The 15,960-nt window shown below is 61.7% G+C and carries 16 protein-coding genes; 8 read left to right on the top strand and 8 right to left on the bottom strand.

Annotated features, from left to right (window positions below):
• Positions 1–3: 3 nt before the first annotated feature.
• The gene (ureE, locus tag AC1DZ5_RS01300; RefSeq protein ID WP_477885262.1) at positions 4–525 is read right to left on the bottom strand and encodes an urease accessory protein UreE; all 522 of its coding nucleotides are present in this window, start codon (positions 523–525) and stop codon (positions 4–6) included.
• A 69-nt stretch (positions 526–594) separates the two neighbouring features.
• Between ureE and AC1DZ5_RS01295 the strand changes: the two genes are divergently transcribed.
• Positions 595–1,911 carry an ATP-binding protein gene (locus AC1DZ5_RS01295; RefSeq protein WP_477885260.1) on the top strand — a complete coding sequence of 439 codons (1,317 nt, stop codon included), beginning with the start codon at positions 595–597 and terminating at the stop codon, positions 1,909–1,911.
• 29 nt (positions 1,912–1,940) lie between these two features.
• Here the strand turns inward: AC1DZ5_RS01295 and AC1DZ5_RS01290 are convergent, their stop codons facing one another.
• From AC1DZ5_RS01290 to ureA, 6 genes are all read right to left on the bottom strand, one after another.
• Entirely contained in the window at positions 1,941–3,188 is a 1,248-nt protein-coding gene (locus tag AC1DZ5_RS01290; protein WP_477885258.1) for a serine hydrolase domain-containing protein, read from the bottom strand.
• 63 nt (positions 3,189–3,251) lie between these two features.
• On the bottom strand, positions 3,252–3,749 hold the full coding sequence (locus AC1DZ5_RS01285) for a GNAT family N-acetyltransferase (RefSeq protein ID WP_477885256.1): 498 nt from the start codon (positions 3,747–3,749) through the stop codon (positions 3,252–3,254).
• 4 nt (positions 3,750–3,753) lie between these two features.
• Positions 3,754–5,472, bottom strand: coding sequence for an urease subunit alpha (ureC, locus tag AC1DZ5_RS01280; RefSeq protein ID WP_477885254.1), 1,719 nt, complete (start codon positions 5,470–5,472; stop codon positions 3,754–3,756).
• A 2-nt stretch (positions 5,473–5,474) separates the two neighbouring features.
• Positions 5,475–5,780 (bottom strand): urease subunit beta, encoded by a 306-nt coding sequence (locus AC1DZ5_RS01275; RefSeq protein ID WP_315478770.1) that lies wholly within the window; start codon positions 5,778–5,780, stop codon positions 5,475–5,477.
• 10 nt (positions 5,781–5,790) lie between these two features.
• Positions 5,791–6,384, bottom strand: a complete 594-nt coding sequence (locus tag AC1DZ5_RS01270) for a HupE/UreJ family protein (RefSeq protein WP_477885251.1) — start codon at positions 6,382–6,384, stop codon at positions 5,791–5,793.
• 136 nt (positions 6,385–6,520) lie between these two features.
• Positions 6,521–6,823 carry an urease subunit gamma gene (ureA, locus tag AC1DZ5_RS01265; protein ID WP_477885249.1) on the bottom strand — a complete coding sequence of 101 codons (303 nt, stop codon included), beginning with the start codon at positions 6,821–6,823 and terminating at the stop codon, positions 6,521–6,523.
• A gap of 170 nt (positions 6,824–6,993) precedes the next feature.
• On the opposite strand from ureA, the gene AC1DZ5_RS01260 reads away from it, so the two are divergent.
• Both AC1DZ5_RS01260 and AC1DZ5_RS01255 read left to right on the top strand, forming a co-directional pair.
• Positions 6,994–10,476 carry a hybrid sensor histidine kinase/response regulator gene (locus AC1DZ5_RS01260; protein ID WP_477885247.1) on the top strand — a complete coding sequence of 1,161 codons (3,483 nt, stop codon included), beginning with the start codon at positions 6,994–6,996 and terminating at the stop codon, positions 10,474–10,476.
• Positions 10,457–11,428 (top strand): response regulator, encoded by a 972-nt coding sequence (locus AC1DZ5_RS01255; protein WP_477885245.1) that lies wholly within the window; start codon positions 10,457–10,459, stop codon positions 11,426–11,428. Before AC1DZ5_RS01260 ends, AC1DZ5_RS01255 begins: the two co-directional genes overlap by 20 nt.
• 88 nt (positions 11,429–11,516) lie before the next feature.
• Here AC1DZ5_RS01255 and AC1DZ5_RS01250 read toward each other — a convergent pair whose 3' ends face one another.
• Entirely contained in the window at positions 11,517–12,509 is a 993-nt protein-coding gene (locus AC1DZ5_RS01250) for an alpha/beta fold hydrolase (RefSeq protein ID WP_477885243.1), read from the bottom strand.
• A 179-nt stretch (positions 12,510–12,688) separates the two neighbouring features.
• On the opposite strand from AC1DZ5_RS01250, the gene AC1DZ5_RS01245 reads away from it, so the two are divergent.
• The 5 genes from AC1DZ5_RS01245 (at position 12,689) to AC1DZ5_RS01225 (ending at position 15,914) form a co-directional block, all read left to right on the top strand.
• Positions 12,689–13,654, top strand: coding sequence for a substrate-binding periplasmic protein (locus AC1DZ5_RS01245; RefSeq protein WP_477885241.1), 966 nt, complete (start codon positions 12,689–12,691; stop codon positions 13,652–13,654).
• A gap of 59 nt (positions 13,655–13,713) precedes the next feature.
• Entirely contained in the window at positions 13,714–13,986 is a 273-nt protein-coding gene (locus AC1DZ5_RS01240) for a VF530 family protein (protein WP_477885239.1), read from the top strand.
• A gap of 122 nt (positions 13,987–14,108) precedes the next feature.
• Positions 14,109–14,687 (top strand): cytochrome b, encoded by a 579-nt coding sequence (locus tag AC1DZ5_RS01235; protein ID WP_477885237.1) that lies wholly within the window; start codon positions 14,109–14,111, stop codon positions 14,685–14,687.
• Positions 14,688–14,721: 34 nt separating this feature from the next.
• Positions 14,722–15,294: a YceI family protein gene (locus AC1DZ5_RS01230; RefSeq protein WP_477885235.1), complete on the top strand. Its 573-nt coding sequence runs from the start codon at positions 14,722–14,724 to the stop codon at positions 15,292–15,294.
• A 47-nt stretch (positions 15,295–15,341) separates the two neighbouring features.
• Complete coding sequence (locus AC1DZ5_RS01225) at positions 15,342–15,914, top strand: YceI family protein (RefSeq protein ID WP_477885233.1); 573 nt, start codon at positions 15,342–15,344, stop codon at positions 15,912–15,914.
• Positions 15,915–15,960 lie beyond the last annotated feature (46 nt).

Raw genomic sequence — 15,960 nt, 5'->3', positions numbered from 1 at the left:
CGGTCAGTGGTGGTGGTGATTGCCATGGTCATGGTCGTCGTGCCCGTGGCGGTGGCCACCGGCGTGCCCGCCGGTAGCATAGGCGCCGTTTTCTGGCTCAAAGGCTTCGTCCACCGCGTTCACGATCAGGTGCATGGCGCGCAGCATGTCGGCCAGCACGTGGTCGGGTTCGATCTTCAGGTGGTCGGGCTTGAGCTCAATCGGCACGTGACGGTTGCCCAGGTGGTAGGCCGCGCGGATCAGGTCAAATGGGGTGCCGTGTGCATGGCAGTGGGTGATCTTCAGCACGGCTTGCGGTGCTGCGATCACCTTGATCAGTGAACCGTCCTCGGCCACCAGCACATCGCCACCGCGCACTGCCGTGCCGCGCGGCAGAAACACGCCCAGTGCGCGGCCTTGGGAATCCATGGCGTCAAAGCGGCTTTTTTGGCGCACATCCCAGTCGAGTTCGACCGTGGCCGCGCGTTTGAGCAGGACGGAGGCCAGGCCCTGGCCTTGGGGAATGCATTTGGAGACTTGAAACATGGGCTTGCCGATGGCGGGGATGTTGGTTATAGAGATTATCTGCACAATGCAATGGACAAGAGGTATTCCATGACGACGGACAAAATTCACGGTGGAAACCAGGATAGGGAGCCAACCGACAGTGAGCGCGGTCCAACTGACGCATCGCAGGACATTCAGGGCTTGGTGTTTCGTACCCTCATCGGCATCATGCCTGATCGAATTTACGCGAAGGACACACAAGGCCGCTTCATCTTGGCCAACAAGGCCGTGGCCAACCTGATGGGCAAGAGCACGCCCGAGGAGATGATGGGGAAAACGGATTTCGATTTCTACCCCAAGGAATTGGCATCCGAATATTTTGCGGTTGAACAGACGTTGATCCACTCCGGCGAATCATTGATTGCATGTGAACAATTTGTGCCAAATTTGAGCACGGGTGAGCCAGGATGGTTGGAGACTACGAAAGTACACCTGCGTGATCCGCAAGGAAACGTGATCGGGCTTGTGGGCCTCGCGCGGGACATCACAGAACGAAAACGAATCGACGCCGAGTTGCTGAACCGCAACAAGGAACTTACCGAGGTCAACGCGAAGCTCTTTCAGGCACAAGAGCAATTGTTGCAATCGGAAAAAATGGCCTCTTTGGGCCAACTGGCTGCCGGCGTGGCCCACGAGATCAACAACCCCATCGGCTTCGTCAATTCCAATCTGGGCAGCTTGCAGCGCTATGTCGAAGAGCTCCTCAAAATGCTGTCTGCCTATGAAGCACGAGAGGGTGAATTGAAGGCAGAGACCCTGGCGGCTCTCGATGCATTGAAGCGGGAAATTGATATTTCCTTTTTACGCGAGGATGTGGTCGGTCTGCTGGCCGAGTCGATGGAAGGCATGCAAAGGGTCAAACGCATTGTCCAGGACCTTAAGGATTTTTCGCATGTGGACGAATCCGAGAGGCAGTGGGCGAATCTGGAGCGGGGCCTGGACAGCACGCTCAACATGGCAAGGAATGAGATCAGATACAAGGCAGAGGTAGTCAAGGAATACGCTGGCATTCCCGAGATCGAATGCATGCCCTCTCAGCTCAACCAGGTTTTCATGAACCTCATCGTCAACGCCGCCCACGCGATTGAAGACCACGGAACGATCACGGTGCGGACTGGTGTCGATCAGCAACAGGTCTGGGTTGAAGTGAGTGATACCGGAAGCGGGATTTCAAAGGACCATTTGCCGCGGATTTTCGATCCGTTCTACACGACAAAACCCGTGGGCAAAGGAACGGGGCTTGGCTTGTCGCTGTCCTACGGGATCATTCAACGCCATCACGGCAGCATCGATGTGTCCAGCGAACCTGGAAAAGGCAGTTCTTTCAGGGTGAACTTGCCCATCACATGGGCTGGAGGGATGTAGTTGCCGGTTTGCCGGAGCGCGACTATTCCTTACCAGGCGCCGTAGGCCGCCACTATGCCGCGCCACAGCGCGCCGCGCTCCACGCCCATGCGGGTGCCGCTGGCGTCGCCCGAGGCGTCCTTCGCCACCGCCATGTGCACGACGACGAGTTTGAGGTCCGGGTCCACCAGGATGGCTTGGCCGTAAATGCCCAGCAGCACAAAACGGCGGTGGCTGCCTGGTAGCAGCCAGGTTTGCAGGCCATAGCCCATGTAAGTGCTGCCCTTGTTCTGCATGGTGCCGGGCCGGAAGGCCGGGGGCTGCTGGCTGGCCTCGGTCATGCGCAGCAGGTAGTCGCGGGCGATGATGGCCTTGCCATCGCGCTGCCCGTCATTGGCCAGCATCAGGCCCAGGCGGGCGTAGTCGTGCACGGTGGCGTTGAAATTGCCCGCGGCCAATTCGGTTTGGTCCACGGCATTGGTGAGCCAGGTGGCGGCGGACTCAGCCCCCAGCGGTTGCCAGATTTTTTCGCCGATGTACTGGCACAGGCTCTGGCCCGTGGCGCCGCGCAACACCAGGCCCAGCATCTGGGTCTCGGCACTGGCGTAGTTGAACAGCGTGCCCTCGGGCGCCACGCGCTCGGTGATGACCTGCGCACCCGCGGCGTTGCCTCGCGTGCGCGTGGTCTGATTGAAGCGGGCCAGGTCGTCCTTGCCCGAATAGTCTTCCACAAACTGGGCGCCCGAGGCCATGCGCATCAGGTTGATGATCTTGGTTTGCCCATACAGCGTGCCAGCCAGTTTGGGCTCGTAGGTGGCGGCGGTGTCGTCCAGCGAGCGGATATGGCCTTCTTCCAGGGCCTTGCCAAAGCCCAGCGCCACAATGGTCTTGGCCATGGAGTTGGACAGCAGACGGTGTTCGGGCTTGCGGTCGTAGTTGCTGCGCTCGGCCACGATCTGCCCGTCCTTGAGCACCAGCACCGCCGTGGCGCGCTGGCGCTGCATGTAGTCGTCCAGCGTCAGGCTCTTGCCGTCAAACTGGTAGCGGAAGGTGGGTTCGCGGGCCGCCTTGGGTAGCGGCTGGGGCTGCGCGGATGCAGGCAATGTGCAATGGGGTGAGATGCTGTCCATGGCGCTGAAGGAGCCCACACGGTAGGCCTCCTGAAACGCCTGACCCAGCCGCGGGGCCACGGGGTAGCCCGCCGCTTTGCCCAATAGGTCTTCGTCGGGGGCGGCAAGGCTTGCACCGCAGGCCAAAGCGGTAGCAAGGATGAGCCAAGTGTGGCGTTGTAGAAGCATGGTCGATGGCGGAGCAGGGAAGATGGCTGATTGTGGCGCAGCCGCCCGCAGGCCCCCTGCGTGCTACAAAGCCCGCGTCAGGTAGCGGCTGTTCGGGTCTGGCGTGTAGTTGCCAAATGGGCCGCAGGGCTCGAAGCCATGCGCCAGGTAAAGCTGGTGTGCCGGGGCGAAGAAGGGCTGGGTGCCAGTCTCCAGGCTCAGGCGTTGAAACCCCAGCGCACGCGCTTGGGCCAGGACGTGCAGCAGGACTTGTTTGGCAAAACCCTGGCCGCGAAACACGCTGGCGGTGCGCATGGACTTGAGTTCCGCATGGCGCGCATCCAGGCGTTTGATGGCGCCAGTGCCCACCAGCACGCCATCGCTGGCACCTGGCGTGTCGTCTGCAGGCAGCCAAGCCGACCAGAAGTGCACGCTGGGGTCGCGTAGCTTGGACAGATCCAGCGCATGCACGCTCTCGGGTGGCGAGGTGGCGCGCATGTCCTGCAGGTGCTCCTCCAGGAAACGGGCAATGCGGGGGTCGCTCAGGTCATCCAGCCGGATATGCAATGGCTTTGGCTGCATGCACTCAGAACAGGAAGTAGCGCTGTGCCATCGGCAGCTTGACCGCCGGTTCGCAGGTCAGCAACTGGCCGTCGGCGCGCACGGTGTAGGTCTGCGCGTCGATCTCCATGGTGGGCAGGTAGCTGTTGTGCACCATGTGCTGCTTGCGCACGCCGCGGATGTTCTTCACCGCGGCCACGTTCTTGGCCAGACCAAAGCGTTCCTTTACACCAGCATTCAAGCCGGCTTGCGACACGAAAGTGAACGAGCCCTTGTGCAGCGCGCCGCCAAAGCTGCCGAACATGGGGCGGTAATGCACGGGCTGCGGCGTGGGGATGGAGGCATTGGGGTCGCCCATGGCGGCAAACGCAATGAAGCCGCCTTTGAGAATGACGGCGGGCTTCACGCCAAAGAAGGCCGGCTTCCATACCACCAGGTCGGCCCACTTGCCCACTTCAATCGAGCCCACTTCGTGGCTGATGCCGTGGGCGATGGCCGGGTTGATGGTGTACTTGGCCACATAGCGTTTGGCACGGAAGTTGTCGTTGCGCACTGAGTCTTCTGGTAGCGTGCCGCGCTGGGCCTTCATCTTGTCGGCCGTCTGCCAGGTACGAATGATGACCTCACCCACGCGCCCCATGGCCTGGCTGTCGCTGCTCATCATGCTGATGGCACCCATGTCGTGCAGGATGTCTTCGGCCGCAATGGTTTCCTTGCGGATGCGGCTTTCGGCAAAGGCCAAATCTTCGGCAATGCCTGCGTCCAGGTGGTGGCAGACCATGAGCATGTCCACATGCTCGTCCAGCGTGTTCTGGGTGTAGGGCATGGTGGGGTTGGTGGAGCTGGGCAGGAAGTTGTCTTGCCCCACCACACGCAGGATGTCGGGCGCGTGCCCGCCGCCAGCGCCTTCGGTGTGGAAGGCGCACAGGCCGCGGCCCTTTGTGGCGGCAATGGTGTTCTCGACAAAGCCCGATTCATTGAGCGTATCGGAGTGGATGGCGACCTGCGTGTCAGTTTCGTCTGCCACGTCCAGGCAGTTGCTGATGGCGCTGGGCGTGGTGCCCCAGTCTTCGTGGAGCTTCAGTCCAATCACGCCGGCGTTGATCTGCTCGTGCAGCGCGGCGGGCAATGACGCATTGCCCTTGCCCAGAAAGCCCAGGTTCATGGGGAAGGCGTCCGCCGCCTGCAGCATGCGCTCGATATTCCAGGGGCCGGGCGTGCAGGTGGTGGCAAAGGTACCCGTGGCCGGGCCAGTGCCGCCGCCCAGCATGGTGGTCACGCCGCTGGCCATGGCCTCTTCGATCTGCTGCGGGCAAATGAAATGGATGTGGCTGTCGATGCCGCCGGCGGTGACGATGTTGCCCTCGCAACTGATGACTTCGGTGCCGGGCCCGATGATGATGTCCACACCCGGCTGGGTGTCAGGGTTGCCGGCCTTGCCGATGGCGACGATGCGACCGCCCTTGAGGCCAATGTCGGCCTTGACGATGCCCCAGTGGTCCAGGATCAGCGCGTTGGTCATCACGCAGTCCACGGCACCTTCAGCCCGCGTTCTTTGCGATTGCGCCATGCCGTCGCGGATGGTCTTGCCACCACCAAACTTCACCTCTTCGCCATAGGCACCGGCGGCGAGGGTGCAGTCCTTCTCCACCTCGATGAGCAGGCCGGTGTCGGCCAGGCGCACGCGGTCACCGGTGGTGGGGCCAAAAATTTCCGCGTAGGCGCGGCGTCCAATTGTTGCCATAGTCAAAGCTTTCCTTGTACGAGGCCGCGAAAGCCATAGACCACGCGGTCACCGGCCAAATCCACCAGCTCCACGGTGCGTTGTTGGCCGGGCTCAAAGCGCACCGCCGAGCCGGAAGGGATGTTGAGCCGCATGCCTTGCGCGGCAGCGCGGTCAAAGCCCAGCGCGCCATTGGTCTCGGCAAAGTGGTAGTGCGAGCCGACCTGGATGGGGCGGTCCGCCGTGTTTTGCACCACCACCGTCAACGTGCGGCGGCCGGTGTTGAGGGCGTGTTCGCCCTCATCGCAGAGTATTTCTCCGGGGGTCATGTTTCGGCCCTCAGACGTGGATGAACAGGTAGATGCCGGCAACGCCCAGCAAGGTGCCCAAGCTGCCCAGCACTGCGGTACTGCGCGTGGCCAGCCAGCGGCGGATGGCGAGGCCCAGGCCCACGCCGCCCAGATGCAGCGCGGTGGTGGTCAGCAGAAAGCCGACGGCGTAGCCGCCAAAACCGGTCTCTGGCGTCTCAGCCCCATGGGCCAGGCCGTGCAGCGATGCGGCAGCGGCGATGAGCCCCAGGCCCAAGGCTTTGGGCAGTGGCTTGGCAGCGACGATCAGCATGGCGCCGAACAGCACCACGGACAGCGCAATCGCGTGCTCCAAGTAGGGCAGCGTCACGCCGCTGGCGCCCAGCACGGCGCTTGCCACCAGGGCCAACAGGAAGGTTGCTGGGCCTTGCCAGGCCTTAGGGGCGGGCAAGGCGCTGACCGACCAGACGCCCACGGCCAGCATGGCAAGCAGGTGGTCCAGGCCGAAGGGGTGCGCCAGACCTTCCATGAAACTCTCGGTTCCATGGCCGGTATGGGCGCTAGCCCCCGTGGATATTGCGCAAGTAGCTATCAAAAGAAGAGCATTTTTCAATGAAGGTCGCATGAAATCTCCAAAAATTGGCGAGAGGAGGGATGTTGTTTTTGTCAGGAACACCGTGGAACCGGCTTTGCCGGGCCACCGGTGTTGCCCCCTGCAAGGGGGAAAGCGGCCACACGCAGTGGGCAAGCCGGGGGGTGTTTCATAGTATGGGTTGGTGCACGGTGACCAGCTTGGTCCCGTCGGGGAAGGTGGCTTCCACCTGGATGTCGGGAATCATTTCGGCGATGCCGTCCATCACGTCGGCACGGGTTAGTACCGCGCGGCCTTCGCTCATGAGCTGGGCCACGGTCTTGCCGTCGCGGGCGCCCTCCATCACGGCGCAGCTGATCAGGGCGATGGCTTCAGGGTAGTTGAGCTTCAGGCCGCGGGCCTTGCGCCGTTCGGCCAACAGGCCGGCGGTGAAGATGAGCAGCTTGTCTTTTTCGCGGGGTGTAAGTTCCATGGCGGTCTTATGGTGGCTGTTCGGTAAACGGGACACTGCACTGTAAGCAATCCGCGTGCCCCTGTGGGTGTCCATACGCCAAATGACGCAGTGGCGCGCCCGCTACAGGGCGGTCCCGGCGCGTGTGGCATGAAATCTGCACCCCCGGTGCTGTGCACACCCCGCCCTCCTTGCCGCAGCCAGCCGAAGCCCCCGCCCAGCGGGTGGTGAAAATCCGCCGCGACTACAACAACTGGGTGGCCAGCGAGACCATGGAGGACTACGCGCTGCGCTACGCGCCGCAGCGCTTTCGCAAATGGTCCACCTTCCGGGTGGCCAACACGGCGTTTGGTGCCTCCTCGTTTTTGATCCTAGAAGCCGTGGGTGCCACGCTGCTGGTGCAGTACGGCTATGTGAATGCGCTGTGGGCCATCCTGGCCACGGGGCTGGTGATTTTTCTGGCGGGCCTGCCGATCAGCGTGTACGCCGCGCGCTACGGGGTGGACATGGACCTGCTGACCCGCGGCGCGGGCTTTGGCTACATCGGCTCCACGCTCACCTCGCTCATCTACGCGTCGTTCACGTTCATCTTCTTTGCGCTGGAGGCGGCCGTCATGGCCTATGCGCTGGAACTGGCGCTGGACATCCCGCCCACCTGGGGTTACCTGATCTGCGCGCTGGTGGTGATTCCGCTGGTCACCCACGGCGTGTCCACCATCAGTCGCCTGCAGATCTGGACCCAGCCGCTGTGGCTGGTAATGTTGGTGGTGCCATTCGGCTTTGTTTTGGTGCGTGATCCTGCGGTGTTTAGCGGCATTACGCACTACGGCGGTGAATTAGGCCAAGGCGGCGTCTTTAATCTGCACTTGTTTGGTGCTGCATTGACGGTGGGCATTGCCTTAATCACCCAAATGGGGGAGCAGGCCGATTACCTGCGCTTCATGCCCGCGCAAACCGCGGGCAACCGCCGCAGCTGGTGGCTGGGCGTGCTGGTGGGTGGGCCGGGCTGGGTGATTCTGGGCGTCGTCAAAATGTTGGGCGGCGCCTACTTGGCCTACCTGGCCATCCAGCACAGCGTGCCTACCGACCGTGCGGTGGACCCGAACCAGATGTACCTCGCGGCCTATGAGTACGTATTTCCCTCGTTGGGCTGGGCGGTGGCGGCCACCGCCGTGTTTGTGGTGGTGTCGCAGCTCAAGATCAATGTGACTAACGCCTACGCCGGCTCGCTGGCCTGGAGCAACTTCTTCTCGCGCCTGACGCACAGCCACCCGGGGCGCGTGGTGTGGGTGCTGTTCAACAGCGTCATCGCCTTCATGCTGATGGAGATGAATGTGTTCCAGGCGCTGGGCGATGTGCTGGGCCTGTACTCCAACATCGCCATTGCCTGGATCATGGCCGTGGTGGCCGACCTGGTCATCAACAAGCCGCTGGGCCTGTCACCCAAGGGCATCGAGTTCAAGCGCGCCTACCTGTTCGACATCAACCCCGTGGGGGTGGGTGCCATGGCGCTGGCGTCCGGGCTGTCGATTGCGGCGTACCTGGGGTTCTTTGGCGAACTGGCCAAGGCGTTCTCCGCGGTGGTGGCCTTGGTGACCGCCATGGTCACCGCGCCCCTGATTGCCTGGGCCACGAAAGGCAAGTACTACTTGGCGCGCCAGCCGTCGGAGGCGCAGGGCGAGGGCAGCTATGCGCGCCTGGCCGTGCGCCGCTGCGTGATTTGCGAGCGCGAGTACGAAGGCCCCGACATGGCCCACTGCCCGGCCTACCAAGGGCCCATCTGCTCGCTGTGCTGCACGCTGGACGCGCGCTGTGGCGATGTGTGCAAACCGCACGCCAATCTGTCCACCCAGTGGTCGGCCGCGCTGCGCTGGCTGCTGCCCAAGCCCGTGTGGCCGTTTTTGGACACGGGGCTGGGCCATTTCATTTTGCTCATGCTCATCATCGTGCCGTTGCTGGCCACGGTGTTTGGCATGTTCTACACGCAGGAACTGGGCGCGCTGGCCGCCATGACCGAACAGCAGGCCGCACTGCAGGCCGCGCTGCGCTCGGGCTTTACCAAGGCGTTTGCCGCGCTGATGCTGATGTCGGGCATCGTGGCGTGGTGGCTGGTGCTGGCGCACAAGAGTCGCCAGGTGGCGCAGGAAGAGTCGAACCGACAAACCCATTTGCTGATGCGCGAGATCGAATCACACCGCCAGACCGACGAGGCCCTGCAAGACGCCAAGCTACTGGCCGAGCGCGCCAAGCAGGCCGCCGAAGCCGCCAACCAGGCCAAGAGCCGCTACATCAGCGCAATCAGCCACGAGCTGCGCACGCCGCTCAACAGCATCCTGGGCTACGCGCAGCTCATGGGTGAAGATGCCTCGATTCCCGCACACCGCAAACAAGCCGTGAGTGTCATCAAGCGCGGTGGCGAGCATTTGTTATCGCTCATCGAGGGCACGTTGGACATGGCCCACATCGAGAGCGGCAAGCTCACGCTGAATGTGAAACCCATGCAGTTCGCCAGCGGCATGCACGAGATCGCTGGCATGTTTGAACTGCAGGCCGCGGCCAAGGGTCTGCAGTTCCACTTCGAGGTGCAGGGCACCATTCCCGAATGGGTGCGCGCCGATGAAAAACGCGTGCGCCAGATCTTCTTCAACCTGCTGGGCAATGCCATCAAATTCACGCAGCAGGGCAGCGTGACGCTGCGCCTGCGCTATGCGCGTGAGATGGCCCAGGTGGAGGTGCGCGACACTGGCCCCGGCATGGCTCAGGACGATTTGGATCGCATCTTCGAGCCCTTCACGCGCGGCGCCAGCGCGGCGGGCGGTACGGCAGGTTCCGGCCTGGGCCTGACGATTGCCAAGATGCTGACCGATCTGATGGGTGGCGAGTTGTCGGCTACCACGGCGCTGGGTGAAGGCTCGGTGTTTCAGGTCCGGCTGTTTTTGTCCGAGCTGCATTTGCCTGCGGGCCCGGCCGAATCGGTGCTGCCTGCCGTCAACCGCAAGCCGCGCTTGGGCTATCTGGGCCCGCGCCGCAAGGTGCTGGTGGTAGACAACGAAGAGGCCGACCGCGAGCTGCTGGTGAGCCTGCTGGAGCCGCTGGGTTTTGAGGTGCGCACCGCCGCCAGCGGCCACGACTGTCTGGACCTGCTGGCCGCCGGCCTGCAGCCCGATGTGGTGCTGCTGGACTTGGCCATGCCCGGCATTGACGGCTGGGAGACCCTGCGCCGCATCCGCGCCAACCCCGCACTGGGTGGCGCGCAGCCGCAGGTGGCCATCGTGTCGGCCAATGCGTTTGACCGTGGGCTGGATAACGGCCTGGGCTTGCCGCCCGAAGATTTCATCGTCAAGCCCGTGCGCCACTCGGAACTGCTGGACTGGCTGGAACGCCGCCTCTCCCTGCAGTGGCAAGACGTGGCTGCCAGCCCGCTGCGCGCGCCACCCAAGCCGCCTGCCGCGCAGGCCGAAGTGTTGCCACCGCGCAGTGAGTGCCTGGCGCTGCAAGAACTGGCGCGGCTGGGTTTTTACCGCGGCATCATGAACAAGCTGGACGCGATCGAAGTTGCCCACCCCGCATGCGCTGCGTTCACCCAGTCCATGGCCGCGCTGGCGCGGCAGTACCAGTTCGAGTCCATGGCCGCCCAACTACAGAAAGCGCTGGATGCAAGCCCCACCCATTGACTCCTTGGACCGCGCCAACAGCGACGTGGTGCTGATCGTGGACGATGTGCCCGACAACCTCTCGGTGCTGCACGACGCGCTGGATGAATCGGGCTACACCGTGCTCATTGCCACCTCGGGCGAGGCCGCCTTGCAGCGCGCCACGCAGGGCCTGCCCGATGTGATTTTGCTGGATGCGATGATGCCCGGCATGGACGGTTTTGAGGTGGCGCGCCGCCTCAAAGCCGCGCCGCACACCACGCACATTCCCATCATCTTCATGACCGGGCTGACGGAGACCGAGTACTTGGTGGCCGCGCTAGAGAGCGGCGGTGTGGACTATGTGACCAAGCCCATCAAACCCAAGGAAGTGTTGGCCCGCATGGGCGTGCACCTGGCCGGCGCGCGCGAGCGCCGCCAGACCCGCAATGCGCTGGACGCCTTTGGCTACGCCACCATCACCGTGCGCGCGGCGGATGGCTGTCTGATGTGGCAAACCCCGTTGGCGCGCGAGTTGTTAGAGCGCTACTGCGGCACCCATGCACCGCAGACCCCGCCTGAACTGCGCACCTGGCTGCAGGCCTGCGTGCAGACGCTGGAGCGCGGTGGCGAGCCCGCCAAACTGAGCCTGGAGCGTGGCCCCAAGCGCCTGACCTTTCGCTTGCACCAGCAAATCGGCGACAGCGACGCGGGCGGCGATTGGCTCATCGTCATGCGTGAGGTGTCCGACACCGCCGTCATCGAAGCCATGAGCCTGTCCTTCAAGCTCACAGCGCGTGAGGCCGAGGTGCTGTATTGGGTGGTGAAGGGCAAAACCAACAAGGACATTGGCGACATTCTGGGCAGCAGCCCCATGACTGTGAAGAAACACCTAGAGCGCGTGTTTGTGAAGCTGGGCGTGGAGACACGTACAGCCGCAGCGGGGATGGCCATGTCACGCATCCGGCAGCTGCATCCGCAGTTTGAAGGGTAGTTATTGATCGAATGGGCCTCTAGCCCTTATGGAGTAAGCGCTAGAAGCTATCAATTCAGGAGCTTTTGATGCGCTCTCTGGCACCGTGTCAGAAACCCGTGACAAAGGCAATTGCCGCGTTTATGACGTCCAAATTCGACGACGAGCCCATTTGCGCGTCGATGGAAGCTACTGCGTGTTCGGCTCCCAACACGCGCTTGAGCACCAGCTTGCTTGCGCAGCTGGTCCACGTGTCGACGTTGCCGGAGTGGACAAAAGCTTGGCTGGCCAAAGTGCCGTTGCACACGATGGCGGTTCGGGCCTGTTGTTGATGGAACTCCCCGATGACCACGTTGTTGTCCCACGCGGTCGCTGCAGCTTGTACCAGGGCCGTGTCCACCGTCCAGGTTGCGTCCTCCCAGACACCACCCACGCGCGTGTCGCTGTCGCCAATGATGCCCATGTAAGGCTTGGCATTGCTGCCTGGATTGCACGGCGTGGCGCCATTGTTGAACTCCGACGACGCCGGACCGGCCAGCGAGACGTAGGCGTTAAACGTGTTGGCAGACTCGCACCACATGCGATTGGTCATCACTCCGCCCATGGAGTGGCCCATCAGCGTGATGTTGGAAATGCCGTACTCGCTGCGGATCTTTGCGGCTAGCGCTTGCAGGAAGGTCACGTCGTCCCGCCCGGAATTCATGGCGTAGTTGCGCCAAGTCGTGGCGTTTGGCTCAGTGGAGATGTGTTGGCCTTGCGGTACCACCAGCATCACCTTGTTGGCATCCAGCCAGGCCCAGTTGATGGTGCTGAAGGTGGTTATGTTGGCATCGTTATTCAGGCCCACTTGGTACGCGATGGCGCTCTTGTTGCCGCCGCCCCCGTGCAAGAGGACGATGGCCCGTGTAGCGCCAGCGGTGTTGTAAATATCCACCGTCTGCAAGGGGTCGCCGTTCATCGTTGTGGTGACCAGTTGGTCCACGGCAGTCGGGGGCTGCGTACTACCGCTGTCGCCCCCTCCGCCACAAGCGGCAATGCTGATTGCTGCAGTCAGCATCATGGCTCTTGCCAACATGAACATGTGGTGAACGCGATTGGACATGGTTTGCTTTGCCTCGTAATTGCTGTGTGCATGTCACTTGCCCCGTGGCATCGTGAGTCAGCAACAACAGTACAAATCGTAGGCCCCACCGGGTGGTAGCGCAAAGACATTGCGCTACGAATTGCGACAGTTTTGTAGTGATCTCGCACGGGGATGTCTGCGCCACCTACACCGTCGGCATGGTCATGTCACGCATTCGGCGCTGCATTCGCAGTTTGCAGGGTAGTCAGACCTCCCGCCGCGCTTTTGGCAGTGTTCTGCCGTACCATTCGGTGCATGCGGGAGAATCTTCTTCTCCGAAGTCGTTGTTACCTCACCAAAAGAAGAAAATGGATGCAAGCCGGTGCTTCTTTAACTCGGTCGCCATGGCTCTGATGCGCTTGACACTGGGGTGGTTGCAATGCGGCTGCTGGCTGGCCTGTCTTGCGTCGATGGGTGTTTCCAATGCCAATGCACAAACGCTGGTCCTGGCCGCCGCAGACAGTGTTCCGACTGCTTACGTTGAAAACGGAAAACAAGCCGGACTGCTGGTCGACGTCATCAATGAAGTATTCAAGCGAACTGGTTATTCGGTTGAGATTGCCATCATGCCTTGGGCGCGTTGCCTTGCTGAAGTCAAGGCAGGCAGAATCGACGGCATTTTTTCGGTCTACCAGACACGTGAGCGTCAGGAGTTTTTGACCTACACAGAAGAAGTTTTGATCACCCAGGTGCAGGCATTCTTTGTTCGCAAAGACTCGGCCATTACCTTTGATGGCGATTTGAACAAGCTTTCAGAGCTGCGCATTGGGATCATCAACCAAACCAGCTATGGCCCCCGTCTTGATTCGGCTTTGGAAAAAGGGGTGTTCAAAAAAGTGGATGTCGCCAATAACGTGTCGGCCAGTATTAAAAAACTTCTGGTTGATCGTGTTGACGTGGTCCCGTCGTATCGCCACGTGGTCCTCGATTCGGCCAGAACGCTGGGTCTGGCGGGATCGATCAAGGAGTTGTCCCCGGCCATTGAAGCCATCCCCAGCTATCTGGCGTTTACCAACAAGAAGGATTACGCCAAGGTCATCAGTGCCTACAACCTGGCACTTCGGTCGATGAAAAAAGACGGTACCTACGATGCGATATTCAACAAATATCTCGCTGGGCCTTAATTGCGTAAAGCGAATTTTGATTTGCCATGCATGGATGCTGACACTGCGACAATCTCCGCATGAGCACCGATTCGCCCAAACCCGCCCCCGTCGCCAAGCAAGCCAACAACCCCCTGCACGGTAAGACGCTGGAAGCCATCGTGACCGAGCTGGCCGATTACTATGGCTGGGATGGACTGGGCGAGCGCATTCCCGTGCGCTGCTTTACCTTTGAGCCCAGCGTGGGCTCCAGCCTCAAGTTTTTGCGCAAAACGCCCTGGGCGCGCGAGAAGGTAGAGGGCCTGTATCTGTTCATGTTGCGTGAGATGCGCCGCTCAGGCCACAAACCCTGACCGCTCATCGACCCGTGCCTGTCCATTCGGACTAGTGCGGGAACTTTTCCATTCAAATATTTTGGAATTGATCGTCAATCCAATTCAAAATTAAAAAACCAATGCCCTCTAGACTCAGGGGCATGGCAATCTCCTCCACTTCCAACGACGTCCCCGCAATCCAGCGTTACAGCTTCGTGGCCATCGTGCTGCATTGGGTGCTGGGGCTGGCAATTTTTGGTCTGTTCGGTGTGGGCCTGTACATGGCAGATTTGCCGTTCTCGCCCATGCGCCTGAAGCTGTACAACTGGCACAAGTGGGCGGGTATCACCCTGTTGACGCTGTCGGTGCTGCGCCTGCTGTGGCGCCTCACGCACCGCCCACCAGCGCTGCCTGACAGCATTGCCCAGGCCATGCCAACCTGGCAGCACTGGGCGCACAACGCCACCCACTACGCGCTGTACGCACTGTTCTTTGCCGTGCCGCTGATTGGCTGGGCCTACAGCTCGGCCGCGGGCTTCCCCATCGTGGTGTTTGGCGTGCTGCCCTTGCCCGACTTTGTGCCTGCCGACAAGGCCCTGTCCGAACTCATCAAGCCCTGGCATGAGATCAGTGCCTTTGCGCTGGTGGCCCTGGCGGTGTTGCACGCTGCGGCGGCCTTCAAACACCAGTGGTTTGACCGCGACGGCCTGATTGGCCGAATGCTGCCCGGCCGCAGCTGATTTTCGTTTTCTCCCTTTGTACTCTGGAACCTGTATGAACACCTCTCGCCTTCTTGCATCCGTCGTGTTGGCTGTAGCCACGCTGGGAGCATCCGCCGCGTTTGCCGAGCAAAAGCTGGTACCCGCCCAAAGCGAAATCGTCTTTGTAAGCAAGCAGATGGGCGTGCCTGTGGAAGGCCGCTTCAAGAAGTTTGACGCACAGATTGCGTTCGACCCCGCCAAGCCCGACACCAGCAAGATCGCGTTCACGGTTGACATCGCCAGCGCCACGCTGGGAGTGCCCGAGAGTGACGCCGAGCTGCCACGCCCCAACTGGTTCAACACCGCCAAGTTCCCGCAGGCCACCTTCCAGTCCACGGCCGTCAAAGGCTTGGGCAGCGGCAAGTTTGAGGTGAGCGGCAAGCTCGCCATCAAGGGCGCCAGCCGCGACGTGGTGGTGCCTGTGGCACTGACCCAAAGCGGCGCGACTACCACCGTCACCGGCACGTTCCCGCTCAAGCGCCTGGCCTTCAAGATTGGCGAGAACGAGTGGGCCGACACCTCCATGGTGGCCGACGACGTGCAGGTCAAATTCAAGCTCGCGCTGACCGGCGTGGGCAAGCTCTAAGTTTTTTCGTTTCTTTTTTTCACCATCCCGCAAATCAGGAGTTTTCCATGCGTACATCCCTCATCGCTGCCGCCCTGGCGCTTTCCGCTTTCGCTGGTGCCGCCAGCGCCGAGTCCGCGACCTACAACCTGGACCCCTCGCACACCTTCCCCCGCTTCTCGTACAGCCACTTCGGCCTGTCCACGCAGCAAAGCCGCTTCAACAACACCACCGGCACCGTCACCTTTGACAAGGCCGCCAAGACCGGTTCTGTGGACGTAGTGATCGACATGAAGGCTGTGGACACTGGTTTCACCGCGTTCAACGGCCACATCCAAGGCGAAGACTTCCTGGACACCGCCAAGTTCCCTACCGCCACCTTCAAATCCACCAAGGTGGTGTTTGATGGCGACAAGCCCGCCAGCGTGGAAGGCAACCTGACCATCAAGGGCGTGACCAAGCCTGCGACTCTGAAGATCGTGAACTTCGTGTCCGCCGTCCACCCCATGAACAAGAAGGACGTGATTGGCGCAGAAGCCACCACCACCATCAAGCGCACCGAGTTCAATGCTGGCAAGTTCGCACCGTACGTGGGTGACGACGTGACCATTACCATCGCACTGGAAGCCGTCAAGCAGTAAGCCCTGCGCGGCGTCGGCCACAAGCCAGCCCTTGTGGCTGGCTTTT

The sequence above is a fragment of the Rhodoferax sp. P1_F3 genome (genome assembly GCF_056405715.1).
This window is presented reverse-complemented; position numbering and strand designations above follow the sequence as displayed.

Coding starts and splice junctions, on each gene's coding strand:
- AC1DZ5_RS01270 (WP_477885251.1), bottom strand. CDS start 6,384: ATGCGACCTTCATTGAAAAATGCTCTTCTTTTGATAGCTACTTGCGCA.
- AC1DZ5_RS01250 (WP_477885243.1), bottom strand. CDS start 12,509: ATGTCCAATCGCGTTCACCACATGTTCATGTTGGCAAGAGCCATGATG.
- AC1DZ5_RS01230 (WP_477885235.1), top strand. CDS start 14,722: ATGAACACCTCTCGCCTTCTTGCATCCGTCGTGTTGGCTGTAGCCACG.
- AC1DZ5_RS01255 (WP_477885245.1), top strand. CDS start 10,457: ATGCAAGCCCCACCCATTGACTCCTTGGACCGCGCCAACAGCGACGTG.
- AC1DZ5_RS01240 (WP_477885239.1), top strand. CDS start 13,714: ATGAGCACCGATTCGCCCAAACCCGCCCCCGTCGCCAAGCAAGCCAAC.
- AC1DZ5_RS01295 (WP_477885260.1), top strand. CDS start 595: ATGACGACGGACAAAATTCACGGTGGAAACCAGGATAGGGAGCCAACC.
- ureC (WP_477885254.1), bottom strand. CDS start 5,472: ATGGCAACAATTGGACGCCGCGCCTACGCGGAAATTTTTGGCCCCACC.
- AC1DZ5_RS01290 (WP_477885258.1), bottom strand. CDS start 3,188: ATGCTTCTACAACGCCACACTTGGCTCATCCTTGCTACCGCTTTGGCC.
- AC1DZ5_RS01235 (WP_477885237.1), top strand. CDS start 14,109: ATGGCAATCTCCTCCACTTCCAACGACGTCCCCGCAATCCAGCGTTAC.
- AC1DZ5_RS01245 (WP_477885241.1), top strand. CDS start 12,689: ATGGTCATGTCACGCATTCGGCGCTGCATTCGCAGTTTGCAGGGTAGT.
- AC1DZ5_RS01285 (WP_477885256.1), bottom strand. CDS start 3,749: ATGCAGCCAAAGCCATTGCATATCCGGCTGGATGACCTGAGCGACCCC.
- AC1DZ5_RS01225 (WP_477885233.1), top strand. CDS start 15,342: ATGCGTACATCCCTCATCGCTGCCGCCCTGGCGCTTTCCGCTTTCGCT.
- AC1DZ5_RS01275 (WP_315478770.1), bottom strand. CDS start 5,780: ATGACCCCCGGAGAAATACTCTGCGATGAGGGCGAACACGCCCTCAAC.
- ureA (WP_477885249.1), bottom strand. CDS start 6,823: ATGGAACTTACACCCCGCGAAAAAGACAAGCTGCTCATCTTCACCGCC.
- ureE (WP_477885262.1), bottom strand. CDS start 525: ATGTTTCAAGTCTCCAAATGCATTCCCCAAGGCCAGGGCCTGGCCTCC.